Source organism: uncultured Marinobacter sp. (genome assembly GCF_947259545.1).
Taxonomy (GTDB): Bacteria; Pseudomonadota; Gammaproteobacteria; order Pseudomonadales; family Oleiphilaceae; genus Marinobacter.
The window spans coordinates 799,583-825,953 of the sequence record NZ_CAMYMK010000007.1; the positions used below are offsets into that span (position 1 = coordinate 799,583).

The following is a 26,371-nucleotide window of genomic DNA, read 5'->3' on the forward strand; positions in this document are numbered from 1 at the left end:
CGAATGACCGAGTATTTGCTGATTCTGGTCAGCACCATTCTGGTGAACAACTTCGTACTGGTTCAGTTCCTGGGACTGTGCCCGTTCATGGGGGTGTCCGGCAAGCTGGAGACCGCCATGGGTATGTCCCTGGCCACCACCTTTGTGCTGACCCTTGCTTCGGTATGCAGCTATCTGGCGTACACCTACCTGCTGGAGCCCCTGAACCTCGCGTTCCTGAAAACCATCACCTTTATCCTTGTGATTGCGGTGGTGGTTCAGTTCACTGAAATGGTGGTACGTAAGACGAGCCCCCTGCTCTATCGGGTTCTGGGTATTTTCCTGCCGCTGATCACCACCAACTGTGCGGTGCTCGGTGTGGCGCTGCTTAATCTGAACAAGAACAACAACTTCGTGGAGTCTGTCCTGTATGGCTTTGGCGCGGCCGCCGGCTTCTCGCTGGTTCTGGTGCTGTTTGCCGCCATGCGTGAGCGCATTGCCGTGGCCGATGTACCCGTGGCTTTCCGTGGCGCCGCCATTGGCATGGTGACGGCGGGGCTGATGTCATTGGCATTCCTGGGCTTTACCGGCCTCGTCGGCGTTTGACGGGGTAAGGTTTTAGGGGTATCGATTTTATGTGGACAAGCATCCTTATCGCTGTTGTTGTTCTGCTGGCTCTGGCTGTGGTGTTCGGCGGCTTGCTGGGCTTCGCCGCTGAGCGCTTCCGGGTGGAAGGCAATCCCCTGGTCGAACAGATCGACTCTCTGCTACCACAAACCCAGTGTGGCCAGTGTGGCTACCCCGGCTGCCGCCCCTATGCCGAGTCCATTGCCGAAGGTGGCCCCATCAATAAATGCCCCCCGGGCGGTGAAGGTACGATCAAGTCCTTGGCCGACTTGCTGGATGTGGAACCCGAGCCGCTGGACGCCGAGCACGGTGTCGAGCAGGAGAAGCGGGTGGCGGTCATTCGCGAGGATGAATGCATTGGCTGTACCAAATGCATCCAGGCCTGCCCCGTCGACGCCATTCTGGGTTCCGCCAAGCACATGCATACGGTCATCGAAAGCGAATGCACCGGCTGTGACCTGTGCGTGGATCCCTGCCCGGTCGACTGCATTGATATGGTCACCATCGAACCGGACATCCGGGCGTGGACCTGGAACCCGCCACAGACCAATCTCATTGCCACCGATCGCCAGGGGGCCAGCGCCTGATGACACAACTCTGGGATTTCGCCGGCGGTATTCATCCGGCAGAGAACAAGCATCAGTCAACCAGTCGCCCCATTCGTCAGGCAGGTACTCCGGAGCGATTGGTATTGCCCCTGCAACAACACATTGGCGAGCCTGCCGAAGCCATTGTGGCCGAGGGCGAGCGCGTCCTTAAAGGACAAAGGATTGCCGAGGTACCCAATGGCATGGGCGTTCCCGTGCATGCACCGACCTCCGGAACCGTTGAGTCTATCGCCCGCTTGCCGGTACCCCATCCCTCCGGCATGGACGACTGGTGCATTACCCTCATTCCCGACGGTGAGGACCAGTGGTGCCAGCGTCATCCGGTTTTGGACTATCGCAAACTGGAGCGGGACGAGGTGCTGGAAGCCATCCGTAACGCGGGCATCTCGGGTCTGGGCGGTGCCGGCTTCCCCACCAATATCAAACTGAGACCGCCCAAGGACCGTAAGGTCAGCACCCTGATCCTCAACGGGGCAGAATGTGAGCCGTACATCACCGCCGATGACATGACCATGCGCGAACGGTCGGACGAAATTATCGCCGGCCTGAAGATCATGGCGTGGATTCTGCGCCCCGAGCGTTGTGTTATTGCGATTGAGGACAACAAGCCAGAAGCGGCCGCAGCCATGAAAAAAGCGGCCGAGGGCACACAGATTGAAGTGGTAGTGGTGCCGACGAAGTACCCGTCCGGCGGCGAAAAACAACTGATCCAGATTCTCACCGGCATGGAAGTGCCCAGTGGTGGCATCCCCGCAGACATTGGCGTTATGTGCCAGAACGTGGGAACCGCCATCGCCGTGGCCCGGGCTATCCTTGAGGGCGAACCGCTGATCAGACGTGTGGTCACCATTACCGGCGAGGCCGTTACCGAGCCCGGCAACTTTGAAGCGCTCCTGGGCACCCCGATCGACTACCTGCTGAGTCGGGCCGGACTGCAGGAGGCAAAACTCCACCGGCTGGTTCTCGGTGGGCCGATGATGGGGTATACACTGAACACCCCTGATATACCGGTGGTCAAGACCAGCAACTGCGTGATCGCCGCCACTGCGCAAGAGCTGCCTGACCCGGAACCGGAACAGGCCTGTATCCGTTGTGGTCAGTGTTCCGAAGCCTGCCCCATGGAGCTGTTACCGCAACAACTGTTCTGGTACGCCAAAGCCGGCGAATTCGAAAAAGCCGAACACCTGAACCTGTTCGACTGCATTGAGTGCGGCATCTGTTCTTATGTATGTCCCAGCTCCATTCCCCTGGTGCAGTATTACCGTTTTGCGAAGGGCGAAATCCGGGTTCAGCAGGCTGAGCAACTGAAAGCCGATCGTGCCCGGGAACGCTTTGAGGCTCGCCAGGCACGTCTGGAGCGGGAACAGCAGGAGAAGGAACTGCGCCGCAAAGAACGCGCCAAGGCCGCAGCGGAAGCCCAGGAAAAAAAGAAAGCGGAAGCAGAACAAGCAACAGCCAAAGGCGAAGCGGTTGATGAAAAGGCCGCCAAGGCCGCTCTGGTCCAGGAAGCATTGGCTCGCAAGAAAGCCGGGGCAGCAACGGCATCCGAAACTCAGACCACCGACGCGGAGAACTCCTCGCCGGCACCGGACATTCCTGCTCTGGAAAAACAGTTGACCCAGGCGAAATCCAAGCTGGAAACCATGCAATCGATGCTTGAGGACGCCAAGGCCCAACAGGCCGACAACGTCGACAAACTTGAGCGCGCGGTTGCCAAGAACCATGAACGGGTAAAACGGGCGGAAGAAGCACTGGCTGAAGCTGGTGCGGACACAATCCCGGCCACCCAATCCACCGAATAACGGACATCAGGGCCAAGTCTTCATGGCATTAGCACAACAGTCTTCTCCCCATGCCCGCAAAGCCCGGTCAACCTCCCGGCTCATGCTCTGGGTGATTCTGGCCACCGTGCCCGGCCTGCTGGCACAGACAATCTTCTTCGGCTGGGGCAACCTGATCAATGTGGTGTGGTGTATTGTTATCGCCCTCGCGGCGGAAGCCGCCATGCTGTCGATTCGCAAGAAACCACTGGCGTTTTTCCTCAAGGACAATACCGCCGCCGTCACCGGCCTGTTGCTGGGGCTGTCGCTGCCCCAGTTTGTGCCCTTGTGGGTATCGGCCATCGCCGTGATCTCTGCCATTGTCATGGCCAAGCAGTTGTATGGCGGGCTCGGCTCCAATCCTTTCAACCCGGCCATGGTGGGTTACGCGCTGGTGCTGATTTCCTTTCCCGTGGCGATGACGACCAACTGGGCCCAGCCCGGCCTGCTCTGGGAGTCCGCTCCCGGGTTTGGTGAAACTCTCAACCTGCTGGCGTCCGGTCAGCAGACCGTTGTGGATGGCTACACCATGGCCACCCCCCTGGACGAGTACAAACACAAGATCGCGACCCACACGGCTGCGGAAGTACTGGAGCATCCCACCTTCGGTGAGGGCGTCGCCCGGGGCTGGGAGTGGGTTAACGCAGCCTTTCTGCTGGGCGGCCTGGTACTGATCGGCCTCAAGATCATTACCTGGCACATTCCCGTCAGCATGCTGGCCGCCATTGCCGTGATGAGCCTTGCCTTTGGCAGCAACCCCGACCAGTACGCTCCGGTCACCCTGCATATGCTGGCTGGCGGGACCATGCTCGGTGCCTTCTTTATTGCCACTGACCCGGTATCCGCCGCCACCAGCCATCAGGGCAAGCTCATTTACGGGGCCGCTATCGGTGTACTCGTATACGTCATCCGCAGCTGGGGCAATTATCCCGACGCGGTTGCTTTCAGCGTACTGTTGATGAACTTCGCTGTACCCTTTATCGATCACTACACGCCGCCCCGCACTTATGGGCACCACAAGGCCCGGCGCGGCGTGCCCGGCAAGACTCAGGGGTAATCCATGGCAGCCATCGCACAGTCCATCCGTCGTAGTGCCATTGGGCTCGGCCTGTTTGCGGTCATCACCGGCGGCACCATCGCTGTCACCCAGGTTCTGACCGCTGATCGCATTGCCGAGCAGGCCGCCCGCGCCGAAGCCAGGGCCCTGTTCGAAATCATTCCCGAGAGCCGTCATGACAACGACCTGCTGAGGGATACCGTGCAATTGCCGGCAAGTGATCGCCTGCCCCAATCCGGCCCTATAACGGCCTGGGTCGCACGCTCCAATGGGCAACCGGTCGGGGTGATTCTTCCCGCTGTCGCGCCCGACGGCTATTCTGGGGATATTCGCCTGCTGGTCGGTATCGACCTTGAAGGCAACGTCCTGGGTGTACGGGTGACAAGTCACAAAGAGACACCAGGCCTTGGTGACCGCATCGAAACCAAGAAGTCCGACTGGATTTATTCCTTTGAAGGGCGCAACCTCAGGGACCCGGTTCCCAGGCGCTGGAACGTGAAAAAGAACGGCGGTGTGTTTGACCAGTTTACCGGCGCCACCATCACCCCCAGGGCCGTGGTAAAGGCCGTTCAGAAGACACTGATCTACTTTCGCCAGAACCGGCAGGAACTGCGGAAAATTCTCAATGAGACTCCGGAAAAGCGGAGCGCGCCCATCATTCCCGACGCCGTCGCTGGCCAACATCAAGACGCGGAGCACTCCTGATCATGGCAACCAAGACCAACTCGGAAATCGTTCGTGAAGGCCTTTGGACCAACAACCCCGCCCTGGTCCAGGTACTCGGACTGTGCCCCTTGCTGGCAGTCACCAGCACCGTGGTTAATGCCATCGGACTGGGGCTGGCGACCCTTATGGTATTGATGGGATCAAACCTGGCAGTCTCCCTTATCCGGAACTTCGTCAGCGAATCCGTGCGCCTGCCCGCGTTCGTGATGATCATCGCCTCCTTTGTCACCTGTGCCGAATTACTGATGCAGGCTTTCACTTACGAGCTGTACCAGATTCTCGGCATTTTTATCCCGCTGATCGTCACCAACTGCGCCATCCTCGGCCGTGCCGATGCTTTCGCGTCAAAGAACACGCCGGTTCCAGCGTTGCTGGACGGTGTCATGATGGGATTGGGCTTCCTTGCCGTATTGATCGTTCTTGGCGCCATGCGTGAACTGATTGGCCAGGGCACCCTGTTTACCGATATGGATTTGCTGCTCGGTCCCATGGCCGCAGACTGGGGCATACGGCCCCTGGAAAATTATCCGGATATGCTGTTCATGGTGCTGCCACCGGGGGCATTCGTCGGGCTCGGCCTGTTGATTGCCCTCAAGAACAGCATCGATAATCAGATCAAGGAGCGCCGCAGCGCCAGGGTCACCGAGCCGGTCACCAGTGGCAGCAAGCGGGTGCGGGTCACGGGGCAGGTTTCCTGATATGAACCGTGAAAAGCGAATTGAGATTTTCACTCGCCTGCGGGACAACAATCCCAACCCTACGACCGAGCTGAACTACTCGACGCCCTTTGAGCTGCTGGTCGCCGTGATACTGTCCGCCCAGGCTACCGATGTCGGGGTCAACAAGGCCACCGACAAGCTGTTTCCGGTTGCCAATACGCCTGCCACCATCCTCGCCCTGGGTGTCGATGGCCTGAAGGAATACATCAAGACCATCGGCCTGTTTAACAGCAAGGCGGAGAATGTCATCAAGACTTGCCGGATCCTGCTGGAAAAACACGGGGGCGAGGTGCCCGATAATCGTGAGGATCTGGAAGCCCTCCCCGGGGTTGGCCGAAAAACAGCGAATGTAGTGCTCAATACCGCATTTGGCCAACCAGCCATGGCCGTCGATACTCACATTTTCCGGGTATCCAACCGAACCGGTATCGCTCCGGGGAAGAACGTTCTGGAAGTGGAAAAGCGTTTAATGCGCCTGGTGCCCAAGGAGTTTCTTCTGGATGCCCACCATTGGCTGATTCTTCACGGCCGTTACATTTGTACCGCGAGAAAGCCCAAGTGTGGGGCCTGTCCCATTGAGGATCTGTGCGAGTTCAAACTGAAGCGGGATTACCTGTAGCGGGCAAGTCACGGGAGTGATGGGCAGCCGCCAGGACAAAGCGCCCGGCGGCTGAACTACCCTGGTGGATTAACGTAGGCCCAGCATGCTGGCTTTCAGGTCTTTCTGGGCAGGCTTATTGGACAACCAGATGCCAAACAGCGCCTTCTTGAACTCCAGATCACCCACAGTATCGCGGATTTCCCCATTTTTGAGGACACGTACCCCTTCTGACGGGAGATAGACGAGATCAAATACGTCCCCCGCCTTGATCTCTTCCTCAAAGACCGACATGAACTGATCCACATCGCCCTGGATCGCTGACAGATCCCCATCGTTCGCATTTTTGAAGCCTTCCAGGGTGGCCTCCGTCATACGCTCACTGGTAATCATGTCGGAAATGATATGCAGTGTAATGGCCTGCGGTTCGTTGGCATCAATAACAGCCTGACCATCATCAATGCTTTCCGGCACATACAGCCCGCCCACGTATAGATCCATGAACCATTTTGAGCGGGTGCCGGCACCGTTTAGCGTAAGCTCGGTGTCCATGGCGGAATAGGTATCCGGGACATCCACGCCTTCCACCGTAAGAGCCGACGCTGGAGCCGACAGCGCAGCAGACAGTGCCAATGGCACCAAACCTGTTGATAGAGCCTTTTTCATCATCCTTTCCTTTTCAGTCGTCATTATTGAGTTATTTTATTTTTATACCGGGTTTCGACAGCCTATCCCTGCCCGGAAAACCATTCTAACAGGGCAGATATGGGCCATTACGCAACCTGGTTCTCATTTGAGGGCGTACTGAAACAGAAAAGCCGGCCATTTTCCATGGCCGGCTTTCGAAGATGATAAAGCTCTAATGGTTACGGGTTACATGAACAGCAATGAGCCAGACAGACCTTCCTTCTCCAGAATCTCACGGAGACGACGCAGAGCCTCGACCTGAATCTGGCGTACACGCTCGCGGGTCAGGCCTATCTCCTGCCCTACTTCCTCCAGGGTACTGACGGGATAGCCACGTAAGCCAAAGCGACGGGAAAGCACTTCCTGCTGCTTCTCACTGAGTTGATCAATCCATTTCTCGACACAGGAACACATGTTGTTGTCCTGTAGGAGATCGGCGGGATCCGAGGCACCTTCATCTGCAACGGTGTCCAGCAGGGATTTCTCGCCGCCAGCCCCAATTGGGGTGTCCATGGAAGCCACCCGCTCATTCAACCCAAGCATGCGCTTTACATCACCCACGGGCTTATCGACCATACGGGCGATTTCTTCCGCTGAAGGTTCGTGATCCAGCTTCTGGGTCAACTCACGGGCTGCACGCAGATAAAGGTTAAGTTCCTTGACGACGTGAATGGGCAACCGGATGGTGCGGGTCTGGTTCATGATGGCCCGCTCAATCGTCTGGCGAATCCACCAGGTTGCGTAGGTAGAGAACCGAAACCCACGCTCAGGATCAAACTTTTCCACCGCACGGATCAAACCGAGGTTACCCTCCTCAATCAGATCCAGCAGGGTCAGGCCCCGATTGACGTACCTGCGGGCAATTTTTACCACTAACCGCAGGTTACTTTCGATCATACGTTTACGTCCGGACTCTTCACCCTTTCGGGCCAGTCTGGCGAAATACACTTCTTCTTCGGGAGTAAGCAGTGGGGAGAAACCAATCTCGTTCAGATACAACTGGGTTGCATCGAGTTGTTTCTGGCTTGTGAAATATCGGCCCTGGGCCGGTATACCATCTTCAACTTCCGCTACTTCCGTGTCAGAAGATTCCTTTTCGACCTTGTCTTCTGCCAGAAGCTGCTCCTCAGCCTCTTCGACGTCACTTACACGGTCGATGATGAGTTCTTCTTGCTCTGCTGACATATCTTTGCCCCGCCTCTCAATAATCCTGGTTGTCCGCTCACGACTTCTTATTATTGTGAGCACCTGCTGTATTCGCGTTCTTGTTCAGGACATTTAGCTATTGGCTGGCTACTACCGTAACCATTATTTTTGTTCTTTGCTGTCGGCTTTCTTGTCAGTGCCGGGATCTGGCAAGCTCCCTGCTCAGCGTGGCGGTAAGTAGTGCCTTGGGTCAACCGGATTGCCATTTTTCCGAATCTCAAAATGCAATTTGGGTCGATCCGAACCGCTGCTTCCAAGCTCTGCAATTACTTGCCCGGCTTTTACATCCTCCCCTTCCTGCACCAGAATCTTCCGGTTGTGGGCGTAAGCACTCAAATAGTGCTCATTATGGTTCACAATAACCAGATTACCGTATCCAAGCAATCCGCTGCCGGCGTAGACCACATTACCACCCGCAGCAGCCCTCACAGCATCTCCCGGATTTCCAGCAATATCAACACCTTTATTGACTTTCCCGGATGTTGAATAACCTGCAATTACGGTGCCAACGTGAGGCCAACGCCAATTGACATTCGACACTGTCTGCGTCTGTGTGTTCAATGGCGACTTTCGGTCCGGGGCCCGGGAAACCGTCGGCCTGGGCTCGGTTTTCCGGGCCGGCGCCGTACTAACCGGTTGTGACGGTGGCTTTGTCGGTGCTGCCCTGGAACGCCCATTATTCTGCACCGATGATGTGACAGTTCCGCGAAGATCCAGGCGTAAAACCTGGCCGGCTTTCAAATGCCATGGCGCACTCATGCCATTCGCATTGCCCAGTTCACGGTAATCCCGGCCATACCGCCAGGCTATGCTGTAGAGCGTTTCCCCGGGTTTTACCACATGCCGCCCCCAATAAACCGGAGGATTGTAGCGGTCGTCCTGATAAATCGCGTTGGTATTGCAGCCACTGATCAGCGGGGGCACAAAGAGAAGGGCCAGAAGCAGAGGTAGCCAGGAGAGAGTGTGAATGGACTTCTCAGACCATAAGGATACCGGGGTACCGGAGGGGAACCGCAGAAATGCTGCAAAATAAGCCTTGGGGAACCCAGGTAAACATCTCACAGGTATAAGAATAACCCCATTATAAAAAATCCGTATTAAAAATACGGCAGTTTCTAAAGTTCTTGGAGTAACTTGCTAATATATTGCACATTTTATGCTCAATGCCAAGTTACCCCCTCGCCATATCTGTTACCGGGCGAAACATCAACGGTGACTAAAAAGTAACAATCCCGGGGAGTCATGCCCTGCTTTGGCTGCCCATCCACTCCACCAGTAACACCACGGCAAAGCCGAGAATGGCTACGCTTATTGCCAGCGGCCATTGAGAATCCAGTCCGGTCAGTTCGGTGTAGTAGCCGGGAGTGACACTGACCTCGTTGAGGGGAACCCGCTCACCGGAACTGCTGGTACGCCAGCTCAGCGTTTCCTTCCAGGGCCACACCTTGTTGAGCGCACCGATCATGAAGCCGGTCAATAACGCCAGCACAGGGTCGTGGAAGCGATGAAATGCCCAGGTGATCAGCCGCGCGATGGATAGCAGTCCGATCATACAACCCAGGACAAACAGTAACAGGGTGCCCGCTTCAATGTTTCGTATCGCATCCAGTACCGGTGCGTACATGCCGATAATCACCAGTATGAAACTGCCAGAGATACCCGGCAGGATCATCGCACAGATTGCCAGCGCACCGGCCCCCAGGAACCACAAGCCGGAAGGGTCCACCTGGCCCGCGGGCAACGTGGTCACCCACCAGGCAAAAGCGATACCGGCAAGAAGTGGGACGAGTAGAATCGGTGAGAGCTCACGCACCTGACGCCCAACATGCCAGACCGATGCAATGATCAACCCGAAAAAGAAGCTCCAGATCAGGATGGGGTATGCCTCAAGGCCATAGCTGATGACCGAAGCCAACGTCGCTATGCTGACCAGAATTCCAATCAGCAGACTGATCAGGAAGGTACCGTCACACCGGAACCAGAACCCCTTCAGGTCGCCCCGAAACAAGTGACGTAACACAGCCTCCGGAATGGAATTAATCGCTTCCAGCAGCCGGAAATAGATGCCGGTAATGAATGCAATGGTACCGCCGGACACCCCCGGTACAATGTCCGCGGCTCCCATAGCGATACCCCGGATAAACACCGCAAACGGATGATGCTGACGAAGATCCTCTGTCACCGCACGACCCCGCCCAGCAGGGGCACAAAGTTCACCGCCTCAATTTCAGTGGTTTCAAACCTGTCGCCGTTACGCACCATTTTCACCAGTGTCTGCTCTTCTTCCCCGATCGGTGCAACGATCACCCCACCGTCAGCTAGCTGGGCACGGAGTTCGACGGGAATTTCCTTGGGGGCCGCCGTCAGCATGATGCCGTCGAACGGGCCTTTATCCGGCCATCCCATGCCGCCATCGGCGTGCTTCAGCAGCGAATTGCGTAATTCCAGCTGACGCAATCGGTCCCGAGCCCGGTCCTGCAACGGCTTGATTCGTTCCACACTGAACACCTGATCCACCAACCGTGCGAGGATCGCGGTCTGGTAGCCGGACCCGGTGCCCAGCTCCAGCACTCGCGAGGGCGCATGTTGCATCAGGATTTCGGTCATCCTCGCGACGATATAGGGCTGGGAAAGCGTCTGGCTGTATCCGATTGGCAGGGAAGTATCCTCATAGGCCCGGTGTGACAGGGCCTCATCCAGAAAAATATGGCGCGGTACGTCCGCCATCACATCCAGTACACGCTGGTCAGTGATGCCCGCATCCCTGAGGCGCTGAATCAGTCGCATGCGGGTCCTGCGGGAGGTCATGCCAATACCCTGAAGCTCCGCAACCATCACTGTCCCTCCCCCGACGCCATATCATCAATCCACTCCCGGAGAGAAGACAACGCTTCATGACGAGTCATATCGACATGGACTGGGGTAATGGAAACGTAACCCTCTCGAACGGCATGAAAATCAGTGCCTGGCCCAGCATCACTGCCCTTCCCGGCGGCCCCGATCCAGTATCGTTCCTTGCCACGTGGGCATGTCATGGGGACGGCGCCCTCTGCCAGGTCACGATGGCCCAGTCGGGTCACACGAATGCCCGCAATGTCTTCCCATGGCACGTCCGGAACATTGACGTTCAGGATGCATCTTGGGCCGAGCGCCAGAGGTTTCCGGCCTTCAAGGAGAAGACGAACCACTCTGGCGGCAGTGTCGTAGTGAAAATGACCGTCGTTGACAAGGGACACAGCAATGGCCGGCAGACCTAGGTTGCGCCCTTCCGTCGCCGCCGCGACCGTTCCGGAATAGATGATGTCATCGCCCAGATTGGCGTGGGTGTTAATGCCGGACACGACCCGGTCAAACGGCTCCTTGAACAGGCCATTAACCGCCAGGTGAACACAATCCGTGGGGGTTCCGTCCACGGATCGGAACCCGTTTGGGTGCTGCTCCACCGTCAGAGGGCGGTTCAGTGTCAGGGCGTTGCTGGCCCCACTGTGATCCCTGTCGGGAGCAACCACCTCCAGCTCTCCAAGGCCTTCCAGCCCTTCGTAGAGAGCCTGGAGCCCCGGTGAATGAACACCGTCATCATTGGATAACAGTATACGCACAATTTTCTCCGCTAGCCTTTACGCACCGGATCATCACACCTGACAGCGCAGGTTGTCCGCCCGGACACTTTATTGTTCGGGGTCTTTTGCCCCTTCATGCAATTCAAAAATATCTGCCAGGATTGTGGTGGCGTATTGCCCCGGCGCGAGCCAGAAGCTGACCGAAAGAATGTCCTCTGCCAACCACTGCCAATGCAGCTGCCCCGGTATGGCAATCAGGGGGCGACGCTCCGGCTTCATCCTGGTGACCGAAAACAACGCTTCCAACCCGGGGGTTTCGGCAACCACTTCGCGCTCGAAGGCGCCCTGCTCCGATACCGCTTCGGTACCGCCATCTCCCCATAGGGGGCCGGTTGCAACCGGGTCCGAATCGGGGCTGAATCCCGGCTCCCCATCCAGAACTTTTCGCCAGTTGCCAGCCGCTACCCGGCGGCCAAGCACCTCATTGAACAGCCATGATCGGGCTGCAGAAAAGTACAATACGTTTTTACTGTCCTGACTGCCAGAGCCCGAACGTCCACCCCCTCGCTTTTTCCCACCTTTCCGGCCGCCACGGTTGAGTTTCGATGGGTCGATGGTCAGGGCGCGATCAAGGTTGGCGCCGCCATGGCCGAACCGCTGGGGGCCGAAATAGTTCGGGGCTCCCAACGTGCTCAGCTCATACAAGGCGTCATCAATGTCTTCTACGGTGCCGGCCACCCGGCGAAGGGTTATCTCGAAGTGATTGCCCCGGTGGTCTCCACGGCGGAGTTTACGGGCAGAACGGGTCCACGCCAGAACAGGCCAACGATCCACCACCTGTGCGATGAAGGCTTCGTCATCAGCTTCCATACCCGGGCGATAGATACTGAACCACTGACGCGTTACGGCGTGACGGTCTTTCAGGCCGCAGAAGCTCACATCGAAATGGCGGCAGCCAGACAACAACGCCAGTTGGCGGGCGACATACTCGGTATTGTCACCGGTCTTTTCCAGTAACAGACAGAGGTGCTCGCCACCGTTGACGTTCCCCCCAGACGAACCCTCAACGGGAAACCCCGGCAACCCCAGGTCTTCAAAAACCCGAAAGTCCTCCGGCGTACGCTTCAACTCGGCCCGGGCAATCCGATCCCCTCGTGACGTGGGCCAATCCAATGTCCAGTTACCGGCTCCCCCTGTATTTTCACTCACGAGGCTGCCGACTCCAGCAGGCAAACTGCCTGGCAGGCAATACCCTCGCCACGGCCGGTAAAGCCCAGCTTTTCGGTGGTGGTGGCTTTCACACTGACCCGGCTGGCAGATATGCCCAGATCTTCAGCAATATTCAACCGCATGGCTTCCACGTGGGGCGCCATTTTAGGCGCCTGGGCGATGAGCGTGGTGTCGACATTCACCACGGAAAAACCTTCTTCGCCAATCCGGATCATGACGCGACGCAACAGGTCCCGGCTGTCGGCTCCGGCCCATTCGTCACTGGTATCGGGAAACAGATGTCCGATATCACCAAGTGCCACCGCCCCCAGAAGCGCATCCGCCAGAGCGTGCAGGAGCACGTCACCGTCAGAATGGGCTTTCAGGCCGTGACTGTGGGGAATCCGGACACCGCCGAGAGTAACAAAGCTGCCTTCGCAGAAGGCGTGGACATCGAAGCCCTGACCAATACGCATAGAGACTTTCCCGAGACCGTGCAGGCAAATTCAGAATTGGCTGAGGATAAATCCCGCCAGGGCGAGATCCGCCGGGACAGTCACCTTGATATTGTCCGGACGCCCTTCCACCAGTACCGGCATGTTACCTGAAAATTCCATCGCAGAGGATTCATCCGTCACAGGCTGCGCATTTTCCGCAGCCAACTCCAGCGCGGACACCAGTTTGGCATACCGGAACATCTGGGGGGTCAGGGCTCGCCACAGGGAACTCCGGTCCACCGTCTCCAGTACTTCCGCGGGTGTGGCGCTATTGCCCTTCTTGAGGGTGTCGGCAACGGGAGAAGCCAGCAGGCCTCCGACCTCGTGCTTCTGCAGCGAGGATATCAACCGAACCAGGTCATCCCGATGGAGGCACGGTCGGGCAGCATCGTGGACCAGCACCCAGTCATCCGCATCGGCCTGTGGGGCCAGTGCTCGAAGCGCTGCCAGAACCGAATCTGCCCGCTCGGAGCCACCACGACAGGTCTGAATCCGGGAATCACCACTGGCTTCGGTATCCGGCCACCAGCGGTCGTCCGGGTGGAGCGCAACCACGCAGCCATCAAACGGGGCTGAGTCGAGGGTACGTGACAGGGTAATGTCGAGAATAAAGCGGCGATCAATACGGAGGTACTGCTTGGGGCACTCAGCCTGCATGCGCTGGCCGATGCCGGCAGCCGGCACGATCAGCCAGAATCGGGGATTCGTCATTGGCTTGTATCAGTTCTCAACAACCAGGAAGAAGGTTTCGTCGTCACGGATCAGCCCCAGGTTCATTCTCGCACGCTCTTCCACCGCGCCTTGCTCGTTATGCAGGTTCCGGACTTCAGCGTAAAGGCGTTCGTTGCGGGCAGACAGTTCGGCATTCTCTTCACGCTGCTCGGAAATGGACTGCTCCAGAGCCCATACCTGCGCAAAGCTGCCCTCCCCGACCCACAGGCGTACCTGCAGCAGGAGTATCAGCACAGCCATGATGGACCAGAGCAACTTCATTGCTAATTCCGTTTAATGAAAGCCGAACAAAAAACCAACACCGAGTGTTGAGTATAGACCTTAGAGTAGATTAACAACAAATTATGCTAAATGGTTGTGTAGAAAGGCCATCGTGAATGAATTTTCATTCGGAACACGATGGCCTTAACATTTTGTTACCTGAAATGAGCGCTAATACAGGCAACAAACAACTCCGTCGGGCTTCAGCCCTGACCCTTGATCTCGGTCAGGCCACGGTAAGGTGCCTTACCATCCAGAGCTTCCTCAATACGCAGAAGCTGGTTGTACTTGGCAACACGATCCGAACGGCACAGGGAGCCGGTCTTGATCTGGCCGGCGCAGGTCGCGACCGCCAGGTCGGCAATGGTGGTATCTTCCGTTTCACCGGAACGGTGGGAAATCACCGCCGTGAAGCCTGCGTCCTGAGCCATCTTGATGGCGTCGAGGGTTTCACTCAGGCTACCAATCTGGTTGAACTTGATCAGGATGGAATTGCCAACGCCCTTGTCGATACCTTGCTTCAGGATTTTGGTATTGGTTACGAACAGGTCATCACCCACCAACTGCACCTTGCTGCCCAGCTTGTCGGTCAGAACCTTCCAGCCGTCCCAGTCGCTCTCGTCCATACCGTCTTCGATGGAGACGATCGGATACCGCTCACACAAGCCCGCCAGGTAATCCGCAAAGCCTTCTGAATCAAAGCTCTTGCCCTCACCGGACAGCTGATATTGGCCGTCCTTGTAGAATTCGGAAGAGGCGCAGTCCAGGGCCAGGGTCACGTCGGAACCCAATTTGTAACCAGCGTTCTCGACCGCTTCCTGAATCACCGCCAGTGCCGCTTCGTTGGATGGCAGGTTCGGAGCAAAGCCACCTTCGTCACCTACCGCGGTGTTCAGGCCCTGGGCCTTCAGCACCTTCTTCAGGCTATGGAAGATCTCGGCACCGATACGCAGGGCTTCCGCAAAGCTCTTGGCCGCCACCGGCTGAACCATGAACTCCTGAATATCGACGTTGTTGTCCGCGTGTTCGCCACCGTTGAGGATGTTCATCATCGGTACCGGCATGGAGAACTTACCGGAAGTGCCGTTGATGTCCGCAATGTGCTCATAGAGCGGCTTACCCAGAGAAATCGCAGCTGCCTTGGCCGCAGCCAGAGACACCGCAAGAATCGCGTTGGCGCCCAGATTGGCTTTGTTCTCGGTGCCATCCAGTTCCAGCATCACGTTATCGAGGGCCCGCTGGTCGGATGCATCTTTGCCGATCAGGGCTTCACGGATTTTGGTGTTCACCGCCTCAACGGCTTTCAGTACGCCTTTACCCAGATAGCGGTTAGCGTCCTTGTCCCGAAGCTCCAGGGCTTCACGGGATCCGGTGGACGCTCCGGAGGGCGCACAGGCACTGCCAATGGTGCCGTCTTCAAGAATCACATCCGCTTCAACCGTGGGGTTCCCGCGGGAATCCAGTACTTCACGGCCTTTGATGTTGGCAATTTTGGTCATTCGTCCGAATCTCCATATTTTCAATGTCTAGAAGGTTATGACTTATAGTTCGATCAAGAGCAGTCGGGGGTATGACTGCTCGCTCCCCCCAAGCAATACAAAAACAAACACCGCCGATCAGGCGGTGTCGATAGGTTTAAAGCTTTTAACAAGGTCATCAACGGCCTTCACCCGCGCCAGGAACGGCTCGAGCTGACTCAGGCGCAAGGCACATGGGCCATCGCACTTGGCCTGATCCGGGTCGGGGTGAGCTTCCAGGAACAGGCCGGCCAGCCCCTGGGACATGCCCGCCAGCGCCAGGTCTGTCACCTGCGCACGACGACCGCCAGCAGAGTCAGCTCGCCCACCCGGCATTTGCAGTGAATGCGTCACGTCAAACATCACCGGGACATTCATGGACTTCATGATGCCAAAGCCGAGCATATCGACTACCAGGTTGTTGTAACCAAAACTGCTACCGCGCTCGCACAGGATGACCCTGTCATTACCGGCCTCTTCGCACTTGGTGATAATGTGCTTCATTTCCTGGGGCGCGAGGAACTGGGCTTTTTTGATGTTGATCACGGCGCCGGTCTTTGCCATGGCAACCACCAGATCGGTCTGGCGGCTCAGGAAGGCGGGCAGTTGAATGATGTCGCATACCTCTGCGGCAGGCGCTGCCTGTGCCGGCTCATGGACATCGGAAATAATGGGGACACCAAACTTGCTCTTGATGTCCGCCAGTATCTGCAACCCTTTCTCCAGGCCTGGCCCACGGAAAGAGTTCACGGATGAACGGTTGGCCTTGTCGAAGGATGCCTTGAACACATAGGGAATACCCAGCTTGCCAGTGGCCTCCACGTACGCCTCGGCCACTTCCATGGCCAGCTCAGGGGATTCCAGCACATTCATGCCACCAAACAGCACGAACGGCTTATCGTTGGCGACCTCAATTCCGGAGACGTTAACCGTACTCTGCGCCATGCTCAGGATTCCTTCTTATGCGCCAGTGCCGCCTGGACAAAGCCTTTGAACAGGGGATGCCCGTCACGGGGCGTTGACGTGAATTCCGGGTGGAACTGACACGCCACAAACCAGGGATGATCCGGAGCCTCAACAACTTCCACCAGACGACCATCCGTTGAGCGACCGGAAATCTTCAATCCGGCGCCTTCCAGATTTGGCAGGAAATGGTTGTTCACTTCGTAACGGTGACGATGACGCTCACGGATGGTTTTCTTGCCGTAGCAGTTGGCAATGGTGGAACCTTCGGTCAGCACACAGTCCTGCGCGCCCAGGCGCATGGTGCCACCCAGATCGGATTCCTCAGTGCGCTCCTCACGCTCGCCGCTGGCATCAAGCCACTCGGTAATCAGGCCAACCACCGGTTCCGGGGTGTGTTGACGGAATTCGGTACTGTGGGCGTCCTTGAGACCGGCCACATTGCGGGCATATTCAATAACGGCCACCTGCATACCGAGACAGATACCCAGGTAAGGCACCTTGTTTTCGCGGGCATACTGCACCGTACGAATCTTGCCTTCCACGCCTCGCTCACCAAAGCCGCCCGGCACCAGGATAGCATCAGCACTATCGAGCGCTCCCGTACCGTCACGCTCGATGTCCTCGGAATCAATGTAGTTGATCTTCACCTTGGTACGGGTCTTGATACCGGCGTGCAACAAGGACTCAATCAGCGACTTGTAGGCCTCCAGAAGCTCCATGTACTTGCCGACCATGGCGATGGTCACTTCGTCTTCCGGGTTCATCAGGGATTCGACAACGGCGTCCCACTCACTCAGGTCAGCGGCCCGTGCATCCAGGCTGAAGCGTTCAATCACCAGTTGATCGAGCCCATGCTCATAAAGCATGCGGGGAATGGCGTAAATGGACTTGGCGTCCTGCAACGGAATGACCGCCCGCTCTTCCACGTTGGTGAACAAAGCAATCTTGCGGCGGGAGCTGGCATCGACCTCATGCTCCGAGCGGCACAACAGGATATCCGGCTGCAGGCCGATAGAACGCATTTCCTTCACAGAATGCTGGGTGGGTTTGGTCTTGATTTCACCGGCAGTGGCAATGTATGGCACCAGTGTCAGGTGCATGAACAGCGCCCGCTGCGGGCCGACTTCCACCTTCAACTGACGGCAGGCTTCCAGGAACGGCAGGGACTCGATATCGCCCACGGTCCCGCCAATTTCGATCAGCGCCACGTCATAACCGGCTGCGCCCTCCACAACACGACGTTTGATTTCGTCTGTGATATGGGGAATGACCTGCACGGTTCCGCCCAGATAGTCTCCGCGACGCTCTTTGCGAATCACCTCTTCATAAACACGGCCAGTGGTGAAATTGTTGCGACGACTCATGCGGCTACGAATGAATCGCTCGTAGTGTCCCAGGTCGAGGTCGGTTTCCGCGCCATCTTCGGTGACAAATACTTCACCGTGCTGAAACGGGCTCATGGTGCCGGGGTCCACGTTGATGTACGGGTCCAGCTTGAGAATGGTGACCTTCAGGCCGCGTGCCTCGAGGATCGCAGCCAGTGAAGCGGATGCGATACCTTTCCCCAAGGAGGACACGACACCGCCGGTGACGAAAATATAACGCGTCATGCAGATTCCATGATTGTCTGGTTCGGTGAAGGAGGGAGATTGTCATCTCAAGATGGGACGCCAGACTACCAGAAACCCCCACCTTACTCAATCAAATTCCCGCTCTACAACAATGCGCCAGCCGGCGGCTGGGGCCTCCCCACAGTATTTACCGGAAAGCCACAGATCACCAACGGCAACCAGTTCCTCGTGGCCTTCCTGACCCTCGAAAACCAGGGGAATCCGCGCCCTTTCCCAGGGTGGCACCCGCTGTTCCTGCAACCATTTCTTCAGTGGTTTCGACGGCCCATCGGGGCGGGTTCGTATGCGCTCGCCACCCTGCCTCGTAGATATTCGTATTGTCGGAGGAGCATTGCCTGGGGTAACGGTGGCGCTCAGGGTGAACCGCCAGGAACCAACCTGAACCGTATGCCCGGGCACCAGGGATTGCGGCACCGGCAGGTCCTCGGGCTGATCAGGCACCAGGTAAATCCAGCCATGGAAGCGGCGCAGCGAGAATCCTTCACCACGGAACTCAGGCTCCCTGTCCGCAGCCGAGAGCAACAGCTCATCAAGTACCTGCTGCCAGTTTGCCACTGCCGGATAACGGTACCCCGACCGGGTAACCCACCAGTGCACCAGATTTTTCTGCTCGGCAAGACTGAGACCCAGCATCTGGGTGACGCGCAGCCGCCCTTCTCCCCCCGCCACCGAAGCGTAATGAATCTGTGCCAGGGACTCTGCCAACTCCCCCTGGTCATGGCAGGCCGCAGCACTGTGCCCGAGCCGCTTGATCAGTGATGGCCAGCGGGACTTGAGCAAAGGCATGACCGAATGGCGCAGAAAGTTACGGTCGTATTTAAGATCGTTGTTGCTGGGGTCTTCCACCCACCTCAGACCTGCCTGTTGCGCCCAATCCTGAATCTGCTGGCGGCTGAAGGCCAGAAGCGGCCGATGCAACTGCCCCTTGCCAAGAGCCCGGCTGGACGGCATGCCCGCAAGGCCAGCCACGCCACTACCCCGCAGCAAACGGAACAACACGGTTTCGGCCTGATCATCACCATGATGCGCCATCAACAACAACTGACCAGGTTCCAGGATGCTCTCGAATACATCATAACGGGCCTGGCGCGCGGCTTCCTCGACACCACCGGTCGTCGACTCTTTGGTGGCGTTAACCTCGACGGACACACGCCTGACGGTCAGTGGAATCGCCAGCTTTTTACACTGGTCCCTGCAGAAGCGCTCCGTCTCTTCAGCGTTGGGCTGGAGCTGATGATTGACGTGGATCGCTGCGACCGACCGGTCACGACCCAAACACCGGGAAACCAGATGGAGAAGAAGGACCGAATCGAGTCCGCCACTGAGGGCAACCCACACGCAGGAGGCATCGGGAAGGTGCCTGACCGACTCACACAATTCCGCCGGCCAGGAGAGATCCGGGGCGGATTTACCGCCCGGTGTCATATCGGGTCAGCCGCTCGTAACGGCGGGACACCAATTCGTCTTCGGGAAGACGGCTCAGCTCGGCAACCCCCCTTTTCAGGGTCTCACGCAGCGACTCGGACATCTTCTCGGGATTCCGGTGAGCGCCGCCCAGAGGCTCCTTGATGACATTGTCAGCCAGCCCGAGGTCTTTCAAACGATCCGCCGTCACTCCCATCGCTTCCGCAGCCTGGGCTGCGTACTCGGCGCTCTTCCATAGAATGGACGCACAGCCTTCCGGAGAAATCACAGCGTAGGTGGAGTACTGCAACATATTGAGCTGATCACACACGCCAATGGCCAGCGCACCACCGGAGCCGCCCTCGCCAATAACCGTGGAAATAATCGGCGTTTTAAGACGCGACATCACCGCCAGGTTGAAGGCGATGGCCTCACTCTGGCCCCGCTCTTCGGCGCCGATACCGGGATAGGCTCCCGGTGTATCAATAAAGGTCAGGATCGGCATTTTAAAACGCTCAGCCATCTCCATCAGACGCAACGCCTTTCGATATCCCTCTGGACGCGGCATGCCAAAGTTACGCTTTACCTTGTCACGCACTTCCCGACCCTTCTGATGACCAATGATCATCACTGGCTTGTCGTCCAGACGGGCTGTCCCGCCGACAATCGACAGATCATCTGCATACCGGCGGTCGCCATGCAACTCGTCAAAATCATCGAAGATCATTTCGATGTAGTCGAGTGTATAGGGGCGGCGGGGATGACGCGCCAGACGCGCCACGTCCCAGGGCTGAAGATCGGAAAATATACTTTCCGTCAGGCTGACGCTTTTGCTTTTCAGCCGGTTGATTTCATCGGAGATGTTGATGTCGGTGTCATTGCCTACCATGCGAAGCTCTTCGATTTTCGCTTCCAGGTCGGCAATAGGCTGTTCGAAATCCAGATAGTTAGGGTTCATGATGTTCCATCATTTGATTGCAGGACGGAAATTTATCCCGTCAAACCAGAATTTTGGACAAAGATAGCAGTGCCCGCTCCGAGGCTAAAGCGGACATTGGTATGAGTCCGCAGTCTGACAAACATTTAACGAAAAACTTGCTGCATGCCTCTCAATCATAGACCAGTTCCACGGACTGGTCGCCCACGAGGTAGCGTAACTCCAGTAACAGGTCGTCATCTGGCTGGATTCTCCACGCTTCTCCCAGCTCAATGCGAGTTTTTGCTTCCGCGCTACTGTACTCGATCCACACCGGACTACCTTCGCAACGGAAGGGGTCGAGAGTGTGACCCAATTTGTCCAGCAGCCCGTTCTGCAGCTGGTCGGCATGCAGTGACAACTTCAGCCCACGGCTGAACTGTTGGCGCGCGGTCCCAACGTCCATGACGGAATTGACACGCATCTTCATTTGCCCGGAATAATCATCGTGGCTGACCTGACCTTCCACCACAATCACCTGATCCGACTGCAGAAGTTCGCGGTTCTCGAAAAACGCTTCCGAAAACAGCGTGGCCTCTATACGGGCACTGCGATCATCCAGGGTGATGAAACACATGGTGGACCCCGTGCGGGTTTTCATGGTGCGCTGGGCCACCACCAGGCCGGCCACCCGCTGGGGTGACTTATTGGGTTTGAGATCGGAGATGGACGAACGCACGAACCGGCGTACTTCTTTTTCGTATTCATCAAACGGGTGTCCGGTGAGGTAGAGCCCCAGGGTATCTTTCTCGCCCTTCAGCCGCTCTTTTTCCGGCCACTCCCGGACATTGGCAACGTCCTCATACGGATCGGTGTCACCGCCTGCTTCCAGGGTCTCCCCGAACATGTCCATCATGCCCACGGCGTCGTTGCGTGACTGCTGCCCGGCCTGTTGCACCGCCTTGTCGATACTCGCCATAAGCTGCGCCCGGCTTGCCCCGAGCTTGTCCATGGCACCAGAGCGGATCAGGGCTTCCATGGCCCGTTTATTCACTTTCTTCGGATCCACCCGGCGGCAGAAATCAAAGATATCCTGATAGGGTTCGCCATCGGCCCGACCTTCCACAATGCTCTGGATCGGACCTTCACCCAGCCCCTTGATGGCGCCGAGACCGTAAACGATCTGACCTTCGTCGTTAACAGTAAAGGTATATTCCGAGCGGCTGACGTCCGGCACCAGAAGGTCCAGCTTCATGTTCCGGCACTCTTCCACCAGCGTCACGACCTTGTCGGTGTTCTGCATATCGGCAGTGAGTACCGCGGCCATGAACTCCGCCGGGTAATGGGCTTTCAGCCACAGGGTTTGATAGGACACCAGCGCGTAGGCGGCAGAGTGGGATTTGTTGAAACCGTAGCCGGCGAACTTTTCCACCAGATCGAAGATATTCTCAGCGAGCGTCTTGTCGATGCTGTTTTTCTCACAGCCATCGAGGAAGATCTGCTTCTGCTTGGCCATTTCCTCGGGCTTTTTCTTACCCATGGCCCGTCGCAGCATGTCCGCACCACCCAGGGTGTACCCGGCCATGACCTGGGCAATCTGCATGACCTGCTCCTGATACAGGATGACCCCGTAAGTCGGCTCCAGCACCGGTTTCAGGCCTTCATACTGATAGTCTGGGTGCGGGAAGGACATGGGCTGTCGACCGTGCTTCCGGTCGATGAAATCGTCCACCATGCCCGACTGCAGCGGGCCCGGACGGAACAGCGCCACCAGGGCGATCATATCCTCCAGGGAATCCGGCTGCAGACGCCGGATCAGGTCTTTCATACCGCGGGATTCCAGCTGGAATACCGCGGTGGTTTCCGCCTTTTTCAGCATGTCGAAAGACGGCACGTCGTCCAGCGGAATCTCGTTGATATCCAATGGTGACAATTCGCGCTTTTCACGGCGCGGGTTAATCATTTTCAGGGCCCAGTCGATGATAGTCAGGGTCCGCAGGCCCAGGAAGTCGAACTTCACCAGACCGGCGTCTTCCACATCGCCCTTGTCGAACTGGGTCACCAGGCTGCCGCCTTCGTCATCGCAATACAGCGGCGAGAAGTCGGTGATCTTGGTGGGTGCAATGACCACGCCCCCGGCATGCTTACCGGCGTTCCGGCACACACCTTCCAGCTTCAGGGCCATATCCCAGATTTCCTGGGCTTCCTCGTCCTGCTCGAGAAAATCGGTCAGCTGGGGTTCCTGCTCAAGGGCCTTCTCCAGGGTCATTCCCGGCTCGAACGGAATCATCTTGGACAGTTTGTCCGCCAGCCCGTAGGACTTACCCTGAACCCGGGCCACGTCACGCACCACCGCCTTCGCGGCCATGGTGCCGAAAGTAATAATCTGGGAAACGGCTTCACGACCGTACTTTTCCGCAACGTAGGCAATCACCCGGTCCCGCCCTTCCATGCAGAAGTCGACGTCAAAGTCAGGCATGGATACCCGCTCCGGGTTCAGGAAGCGCTCGAACAGAAGGTCGTATTCCAACGGGTCCAGATCGGTAATCAGCTGGGCGTAGGCCACCAGGGAGCCGGCGCCGGAACCCCGCCCCGGACCCACCGGCACACCGTTATTCTTGGCCCACTTGATAAAGTCCATAACGATGAGGAAGTAGCCCGGGAATCCCATCTGGGTGATGATGTCCAGCTCGAAATTCAGGCGCTTGTAATAAGCTTCCCGCTTGGCGTCGTACTCGGGGTCGTCCTTGCTCAGGGTCTTCGCCAACCGCTCCTCAAGGCCGTCTTCCGACACCTTGCGGAAATACTCATCCATCGTCATCCCTTCCGGGATCGGATAATTCGGCAGAAAGTATTCGCCCATGCGCACGGTTACCGAGCAGCGGCGGGCAATCTCTACGGTGTTTTCCACAGCCTCGGGGATATCGGAAAACAGGTCGATCATTTCATCCGCACTGCGGAGATACTGCTGGTCACTGAACCGGCGGTCGCGGCGGGGGTCGTCCAGAGTCCGGCTCTCGCCAATACACACCCGGGCTTCGTGGGCTTCGAAATCCTCGGTCTGAAGGAAATGAACATCGTTCGTGGCCACCACCGGGATCTCCAGGGAATCCGCCAGCTCGACGCTCAGGTGAAGGCAGTCTTCGTCGCCGGCGCGGCCGGTGCGCTGTAGCTCCAGGTAATAGGCATCCGGATAGAGATTCGTCCAGTATTCGGCCCGTTCCCGGGCCAGTTCCTGCTTGCCCGCCATCAACGCCCTGCCCACGTCACCGAGCTTGCCGCCCGAAAGAGCGATCAGGCCTCCTGAACGGGCTTCCAGCCACGCCCGCTGAATGATGGGCTTACCAAAACGTTGGCCTTCGGTGTAACCCTGGCTGATGATTTCCGTCAGGTGCAGATAACCGTCATTGTTACGGGCCAGTAGCGTCAGACGGAACGGATTTTCCGGCTCCTCAGGATTCTCCAGCCACAGGTCGGCACCAATAATGGGCTTGACGCCAGCTCCGGTGGCGGCCTTGTAGAAGCGCACAAGCGCGCACATGTTCGACTGATCGGTGAGACCCACGGCCGGCATACCGAGCTCCGCAACCCGGCTGACCAGCGGTTTAACCCGCACCAGTCCATCCACCATGGAGTATTCGGAATGTACGCGAAGGTGTACAAAGGTTTGCGCCATAACGTCAGGCTATTCCTGCTGTTGAATTCCAGTTGCGGTCGGCATCAGCCGCCCGTCAGTTGTCTCAGTTCTTCTTCAGTCTGGGGGCCAAAACGGGTTTCGCGCAGCTCACCGTCCGGTCCCACCACAAAAGTGGCGGGTAGTGCCACCGGGGTTTTCCAGCCAAATTCAGGGCCCGGATCTTCCGCCAGCATGGTATAGCGGATACCCATGGATTTGCCCAGATCGACCAGCGCCTGCCCCTTGATATCGTCAAAGTTCACGCCCAGCACTGTGATACGGCTATTGCGATCCAGCTTGTTCAGTTCGGGAATCTCTTCCAGACAGGGCTTGCACCACTCAGCCCAGTAGTTCACCAGGACCCACTGCCCCCGCAGGCTGTCCCAGTCGACAGGCTCACCCTGAGCCTGTTCGAACGCCACCTTTTCACAACCAGACAGCGCCAACAAAAAGATCACCACGACCAGGGGTGAAAAGAGAGTGCGACAACGGGACCTTGCAGGGTACTGCACGGGGAGTCCTCCTGTTAGACTACGGGGCATCCGAAATTCAGGAAAGCCATTTAAAACTCAGGCCAGAAGATGACAGAACCGACCCGCATTTTCCACAACCCCCGCTGCTCAAAATCCAGACAAACCCTTGAACTGCTTACTGATCGCGGTATTGAGCCGGAGATTATACGCTACCTTGAAACCCCACCGACAGAGCAGGAACTCATACACATCCTCGATGTGCTTGGTTATGAGCCCCGCCAGCTGATGCGCACCAAGGAAAAGGAGTACAAGGAACTTGGCCTGGATAGCCCGGACCTGGATCGTGATGCGCTGGTCAATGCCATGGTGGCCAATCCCAAACTGATTGAACGCCCGATCGTGATCCATGGCGAAAAGGTTGCCCTGGGTCGTCCACCGGAAAACGTGCTGGCCATTCTCTGACCGGAGCCTGTTGATGTCGTCTGACAAACCTTATGTATTGGTGCTCTACTACAGCCGAACCGGTCAAACCGCCGAAATGGCTACGCAAATTGGCCGCGGTGTATCGCGGGTAAACGGCATGGAAGTTCGCATTCGAACGGTCCCACCGGTTTCTCCGGATACCGAGTCATCCCTGCCTCCGGTTCCCGACAGCGGTGCCCCCTACGCCAGCAAGGACGACCTTGGTGGCTGCGCCGGCCTGGCCATTGGCAGCCCAACCCGTTTCGGCAACATGGCGGCGCCGCTCAAGCATTTTTTGGACAACACAGGGGATCTCTGGCTGAACGGCACCCTGTCCGGCAAACCCGCCGGAGCGTTTACCTCCACAGGCAGCCTCCACGGCGGCCAGGAAGCCACCCTGCTCAGCATGATGCTGCCTCTTTTGCACCATGGCATGGTGTTATGTGGTGTACCCTATTCAGAGTCAGCACTGAATGAAACCTCATCCGGGGGGACGCCCTATGGCCCTTCTCACTGGGCCGGCACCGGCGAGCAACAACCACTGACCAGCCATGAAAAAACCGTCTGCCAAAGTTTTGGTGAGCGGCTCGGCACACTGGCCCAGAAACTGGGCTGAGACAGAACACCAGACATTGACCCGATCATTAACGGAAAGCACCCATGCTCCACAACCCGAAAGCACGCGTAACTGCCAGATTGACCATCGGCCTGTACATTGCGGTACTGGCAACACTCCTGATCACCACCTTTTACCCTGCCCAGGTCGAGGGAGTGTCGGTCCCGCTCATGCTCGCCGTCAAGCTGCTCCCCCTGCTGGCCTTTGTGGTTCCGGTGTTTCGTGGCCATAATCGGGGCTACATATGGTTAGCGTTCGTGGTGATTTTCTACTTCACCCAGGCCGTGGTCTCAGCCTGGCTTAGCGAAGGAGCCGCCGCCCCGGTGATCCTGATGATCCTTACATTCCTGCTGTTCACCGTAGCCATGGTACATCTGAAGGTGAATCGGCCGCTTCCGCCTCAAAGCGCATAATCAGGACCACC

Annotated in this window: 27 protein-coding genes; 10 read left to right on the forward strand and 17 right to left on the reverse strand. The window is 57.5% G+C overall.

Going from position 1 to position 26,371, the window contains the following annotated elements:
- Window positions 1–3 precede the first annotated feature (3 nt).
- The 7 genes from rsxA to nth are packed head-to-tail and all read left to right on the forward strand — an operon-like array spanning window position 4 to window position 6,155.
- Window positions 4–585, forward strand: coding sequence for an electron transport complex subunit RsxA (gene rsxA, locus Q0Y21_RS11410; RefSeq protein ID WP_012139489.1), 582 nt, complete (start codon window positions 4–6; stop codon window positions 583–585).
- A gap of 29 nt (window positions 586–614) precedes the next feature.
- The gene (gene rsxB / locus Q0Y21_RS11415; RefSeq protein WP_297795234.1) at window positions 615–1,193 is read left to right on the forward strand and encodes an electron transport complex subunit RsxB; all 579 of its coding nucleotides are present in this window, start codon (window positions 615–617) and stop codon (window positions 1,191–1,193) included.
- Window positions 1,193–3,016, forward strand: coding sequence for an electron transport complex subunit RsxC (gene rsxC, locus Q0Y21_RS11420; RefSeq protein ID WP_297795236.1), 1,824 nt, complete (start codon window positions 1,193–1,195; stop codon window positions 3,014–3,016). Before rsxB ends, rsxC begins: the two co-directional genes overlap by 1 nt.
- Before the next feature lie 22 nt (window positions 3,017–3,038).
- Window positions 3,039–4,091 carry an electron transport complex subunit RsxD gene (gene rsxD / locus Q0Y21_RS11425; RefSeq protein ID WP_297795238.1) on the forward strand — a complete coding sequence of 351 codons (1,053 nt, stop codon included), beginning with the start codon at window positions 3,039–3,041 and terminating at the stop codon, window positions 4,089–4,091.
- A 3-nt stretch (window positions 4,092–4,094) separates the two neighbouring features.
- Window positions 4,095–4,796: an electron transport complex subunit RsxG gene (gene rsxG, locus Q0Y21_RS11430; protein WP_297795241.1), complete on the forward strand. Its 702-nt coding sequence runs from the start codon at window positions 4,095–4,097 to the stop codon at window positions 4,794–4,796.
- A gap of 2 nt (window positions 4,797–4,798) precedes the next feature.
- On the forward strand, window positions 4,799–5,515 hold the full coding sequence (locus Q0Y21_RS11435; protein ID WP_297795244.1) for an electron transport complex subunit E: 717 nt from the start codon (window positions 4,799–4,801) through the stop codon (window positions 5,513–5,515).
- 1 nt (window position 5,516) lies between these two features.
- Complete coding sequence (gene nth / locus Q0Y21_RS11440; RefSeq protein ID WP_297795247.1) at window positions 5,517–6,155, forward strand: endonuclease III; 639 nt, start codon at window positions 5,517–5,519, stop codon at window positions 6,153–6,155.
- Between the two features lie 69 nt (window positions 6,156–6,224).
- Here nth and Q0Y21_RS11445 read toward each other — a convergent pair whose 3' ends face one another.
- The 17 genes from Q0Y21_RS11445 to Q0Y21_RS11530 all read right to left on the reverse strand — a co-directional run bounded on the left by Q0Y21_RS11445 (window position 6,225) and on the right by Q0Y21_RS11530 (window position 24,908).
- Window positions 6,225–6,800, reverse strand: a complete 576-nt coding sequence (locus Q0Y21_RS11445; RefSeq protein WP_297795250.1) for a chalcone isomerase family protein — start codon at window positions 6,798–6,800, stop codon at window positions 6,225–6,227.
- Between the two features lie 207 nt (window positions 6,801–7,007).
- Complete coding sequence (gene rpoS / locus Q0Y21_RS11450; protein ID WP_297795253.1) at window positions 7,008–8,006, reverse strand: RNA polymerase sigma factor RpoS; 999 nt, start codon at window positions 8,004–8,006, stop codon at window positions 7,008–7,010.
- Window positions 8,007–8,189: 183 nt separating this feature from the next.
- On the reverse strand, window positions 8,190–8,996 hold the full coding sequence (locus tag Q0Y21_RS18485) for a peptidoglycan DD-metalloendopeptidase family protein (RefSeq protein WP_366517680.1): 807 nt from the start codon (window positions 8,994–8,996) through the stop codon (window positions 8,190–8,192).
- Window positions 8,997–9,267: 271 nt separating this feature from the next.
- Window positions 9,268–10,152, reverse strand: a complete 885-nt coding sequence (locus Q0Y21_RS11465) for a DUF368 domain-containing protein (protein WP_297795424.1) — start codon at window positions 10,150–10,152, stop codon at window positions 9,268–9,270.
- 53 nt (window positions 10,153–10,205) lie between these two features.
- Window positions 10,206–10,862: a protein-L-isoaspartate(D-aspartate) O-methyltransferase gene (locus Q0Y21_RS11470; RefSeq protein ID WP_297795256.1), complete on the reverse strand. Its 657-nt coding sequence runs from the start codon at window positions 10,860–10,862 to the stop codon at window positions 10,206–10,208.
- A complete protein-coding gene (gene surE, locus Q0Y21_RS11475) occupies window positions 10,862–11,626 on the reverse strand; it encodes a 5'/3'-nucleotidase SurE (RefSeq protein WP_297795258.1) in 765 nt (254 codons plus the stop codon). The genes Q0Y21_RS11470 and surE overlap by 1 nt, the downstream gene beginning before the upstream one ends.
- A 69-nt stretch (window positions 11,627–11,695) precedes the next feature.
- Entirely contained in the window at window positions 11,696–12,796 is a 1,101-nt protein-coding gene (locus Q0Y21_RS11480; RefSeq protein WP_297795261.1) for a tRNA pseudouridine(13) synthase TruD, read from the reverse strand.
- Complete coding sequence (gene ispF, locus Q0Y21_RS11485) at window positions 12,793–13,272, reverse strand: 2-C-methyl-D-erythritol 2,4-cyclodiphosphate synthase (protein ID WP_297795263.1); 480 nt, start codon at window positions 13,270–13,272, stop codon at window positions 12,793–12,795. The genes Q0Y21_RS11480 and ispF overlap by 4 nt, the downstream gene beginning before the upstream one ends.
- A 30-nt stretch (window positions 13,273–13,302) precedes the next feature.
- A complete protein-coding gene (ispD, locus tag Q0Y21_RS11490; protein ID WP_297795266.1) occupies window positions 13,303–14,004 on the reverse strand; it encodes a 2-C-methyl-D-erythritol 4-phosphate cytidylyltransferase in 702 nt (233 codons plus the stop codon).
- Between the two features lie 9 nt (window positions 14,005–14,013).
- Window positions 14,014–14,286: a septum formation initiator family protein gene (locus tag Q0Y21_RS11495; RefSeq protein WP_297795269.1), complete on the reverse strand. Its 273-nt coding sequence runs from the start codon at window positions 14,284–14,286 to the stop codon at window positions 14,014–14,016.
- A 203-nt stretch (window positions 14,287–14,489) separates the two neighbouring features.
- Window positions 14,490–15,785, reverse strand: a complete 1,296-nt coding sequence (gene eno, locus Q0Y21_RS11500) for a phosphopyruvate hydratase (RefSeq protein WP_297795273.1) — start codon at window positions 15,783–15,785, stop codon at window positions 14,490–14,492.
- Between the two features lie 117 nt (window positions 15,786–15,902).
- The gene (kdsA, locus tag Q0Y21_RS11505) at window positions 15,903–16,748 is read right to left on the reverse strand and encodes a 3-deoxy-8-phosphooctulonate synthase (protein ID WP_297795276.1); all 846 of its coding nucleotides are present in this window, start codon (window positions 16,746–16,748) and stop codon (window positions 15,903–15,905) included.
- A 2-nt stretch (window positions 16,749–16,750) separates the two neighbouring features.
- Window positions 16,751–18,379 (reverse strand): CTP synthase, encoded by a 1,629-nt coding sequence (locus tag Q0Y21_RS11510; protein ID WP_297795277.1) that lies wholly within the window; start codon window positions 18,377–18,379, stop codon window positions 16,751–16,753.
- 87 nt (window positions 18,380–18,466) lie between these two features.
- A complete protein-coding gene (gene tilS, locus Q0Y21_RS11515; RefSeq protein WP_297795280.1) occupies window positions 18,467–19,825 on the reverse strand; it encodes a tRNA lysidine(34) synthetase TilS in 1,359 nt (452 codons plus the stop codon).
- Window positions 19,809–20,762, reverse strand: a complete 954-nt coding sequence (accA, locus tag Q0Y21_RS11520; RefSeq protein WP_297795282.1) for an acetyl-CoA carboxylase carboxyl transferase subunit alpha — start codon at window positions 20,760–20,762, stop codon at window positions 19,809–19,811. Before accA ends, tilS begins: the two co-directional genes overlap by 17 nt.
- A 151-nt stretch (window positions 20,763–20,913) precedes the next feature.
- The gene (dnaE, locus tag Q0Y21_RS11525; RefSeq protein ID WP_297795285.1) at window positions 20,914–24,396 is read right to left on the reverse strand and encodes a DNA polymerase III subunit alpha; all 3,483 of its coding nucleotides are present in this window, start codon (window positions 24,394–24,396) and stop codon (window positions 20,914–20,916) included.
- A gap of 44 nt (window positions 24,397–24,440) precedes the next feature.
- Window positions 24,441–24,908: a TlpA disulfide reductase family protein gene (locus Q0Y21_RS11530; RefSeq protein WP_297795288.1), complete on the reverse strand. Its 468-nt coding sequence runs from the start codon at window positions 24,906–24,908 to the stop codon at window positions 24,441–24,443.
- 69 nt (window positions 24,909–24,977) lie between these two features.
- On the opposite strand from Q0Y21_RS11530, the gene arsC reads away from it, so the two are divergent.
- The 3 genes from arsC to Q0Y21_RS11545 are packed head-to-tail and all read left to right on the forward strand — an operon-like array spanning window position 24,978 to window position 26,360.
- Window positions 24,978–25,331, forward strand: coding sequence for an arsenate reductase (glutaredoxin) (gene arsC, locus Q0Y21_RS11535; RefSeq protein ID WP_297795290.1), 354 nt, complete (start codon window positions 24,978–24,980; stop codon window positions 25,329–25,331).
- Window positions 25,332–25,344: 13 nt separating this feature from the next.
- A complete protein-coding gene (gene wrbA / locus Q0Y21_RS11540) occupies window positions 25,345–25,947 on the forward strand; it encodes an NAD(P)H:quinone oxidoreductase (protein ID WP_297795293.1) in 603 nt (200 codons plus the stop codon).
- A 44-nt stretch (window positions 25,948–25,991) separates the two neighbouring features.
- Window positions 25,992–26,360 carry a DUF2069 domain-containing protein gene (locus Q0Y21_RS11545; protein WP_297795296.1) on the forward strand — a complete coding sequence of 123 codons (369 nt, stop codon included), beginning with the start codon at window positions 25,992–25,994 and terminating at the stop codon, window positions 26,358–26,360.
- The last annotated feature ends 11 nt before the right edge of the window (window positions 26,361–26,371 follow it).

Bases quoted from the DNA above. Each gene is read 5' to 3' on its own strand.
- rsxG (WP_297795241.1), top strand. From the start codon at position 4,095: ATGGCAGCCATCGCACAGTCCATCCGTCGTAGTGCCATTGGGCTCGGC.
- rpoS (WP_297795253.1), bottom strand. From the start codon at position 8,006: ATGTCAGCAGAGCAAGAAGAACTCATCATCGACCGTGTAAGTGACGTC.
- ispF (WP_297795263.1), bottom strand. From the start codon at position 13,272: ATGCGTATTGGTCAGGGCTTCGATGTCCACGCCTTCTGCGAAGGCAGC.
- accA (WP_297795282.1), bottom strand. From the start codon at position 20,762: ATGAACCCTAACTATCTGGATTTCGAACAGCCTATTGCCGACCTGGAA.
- eno (WP_297795273.1), bottom strand. From the start codon at position 15,785: ATGACCAAAATTGCCAACATCAAAGGCCGTGAAGTACTGGATTCCCGC.
- arsC (WP_297795290.1), top strand. From the start codon at position 24,978: ATGACAGAACCGACCCGCATTTTCCACAACCCCCGCTGCTCAAAATCC.
- Q0Y21_RS11510 (WP_297795277.1), bottom strand. From the start codon at position 18,379: ATGACGCGTTATATTTTCGTCACCGGCGGTGTCGTGTCCTCCTTGGGG.
- dnaE (WP_297795285.1), bottom strand. From the start codon at position 24,396: ATGGCGCAAACCTTTGTACACCTTCGCGTACATTCCGAATACTCCATG.
- nth (WP_297795247.1), top strand. From the start codon at position 5,517: ATGAACCGTGAAAAGCGAATTGAGATTTTCACTCGCCTGCGGGACAAC.
- rsxB (WP_297795234.1), top strand. From the start codon at position 615: ATGTGGACAAGCATCCTTATCGCTGTTGTTGTTCTGCTGGCTCTGGCT.
- rsxC (WP_297795236.1), top strand. From the start codon at position 1,193: ATGACACAACTCTGGGATTTCGCCGGCGGTATTCATCCGGCAGAGAAC.
- Q0Y21_RS11545 (WP_297795296.1), top strand. From the start codon at position 25,992: ATGCTCCACAACCCGAAAGCACGCGTAACTGCCAGATTGACCATCGGC.
- Q0Y21_RS11445 (WP_297795250.1), bottom strand. From the start codon at position 6,800: ATGAAAAAGGCTCTATCAACAGGTTTGGTGCCATTGGCACTGTCTGCT.
- Q0Y21_RS11435 (WP_297795244.1), top strand. From the start codon at position 4,799: ATGGCAACCAAGACCAACTCGGAAATCGTTCGTGAAGGCCTTTGGACC.
- Q0Y21_RS11470 (WP_297795256.1), bottom strand. From the start codon at position 10,862: ATGGTTGCGGAGCTTCAGGGTATTGGCATGACCTCCCGCAGGACCCGC.
- Q0Y21_RS11495 (WP_297795269.1), bottom strand. From the start codon at position 14,286: ATGAAGTTGCTCTGGTCCATCATGGCTGTGCTGATACTCCTGCTGCAG.
- ispD (WP_297795266.1), bottom strand. From the start codon at position 14,004: ATGACGAATCCCCGATTCTGGCTGATCGTGCCGGCTGCCGGCATCGGC.
- Q0Y21_RS11465 (WP_297795424.1), bottom strand. From the start codon at position 10,152: ATGGGAGCCGCGGACATTGTACCGGGGGTGTCCGGCGGTACCATTGCA.
- kdsA (WP_297795276.1), bottom strand. From the start codon at position 16,748: ATGGCGCAGAGTACGGTTAACGTCTCCGGAATTGAGGTCGCCAACGAT.
- wrbA (WP_297795293.1), top strand. From the start codon at position 25,345: ATGTCGTCTGACAAACCTTATGTATTGGTGCTCTACTACAGCCGAACC.
- rsxA (WP_012139489.1), top strand. From the start codon at position 4: ATGACCGAGTATTTGCTGATTCTGGTCAGCACCATTCTGGTGAACAAC.
- tilS (WP_297795280.1), bottom strand. From the start codon at position 19,825: ATGACACCGGGCGGTAAATCCGCCCCGGATCTCTCCTGGCCGGCGGAA.
- rsxD (WP_297795238.1), top strand. From the start codon at position 3,039: ATGGCATTAGCACAACAGTCTTCTCCCCATGCCCGCAAAGCCCGGTCA.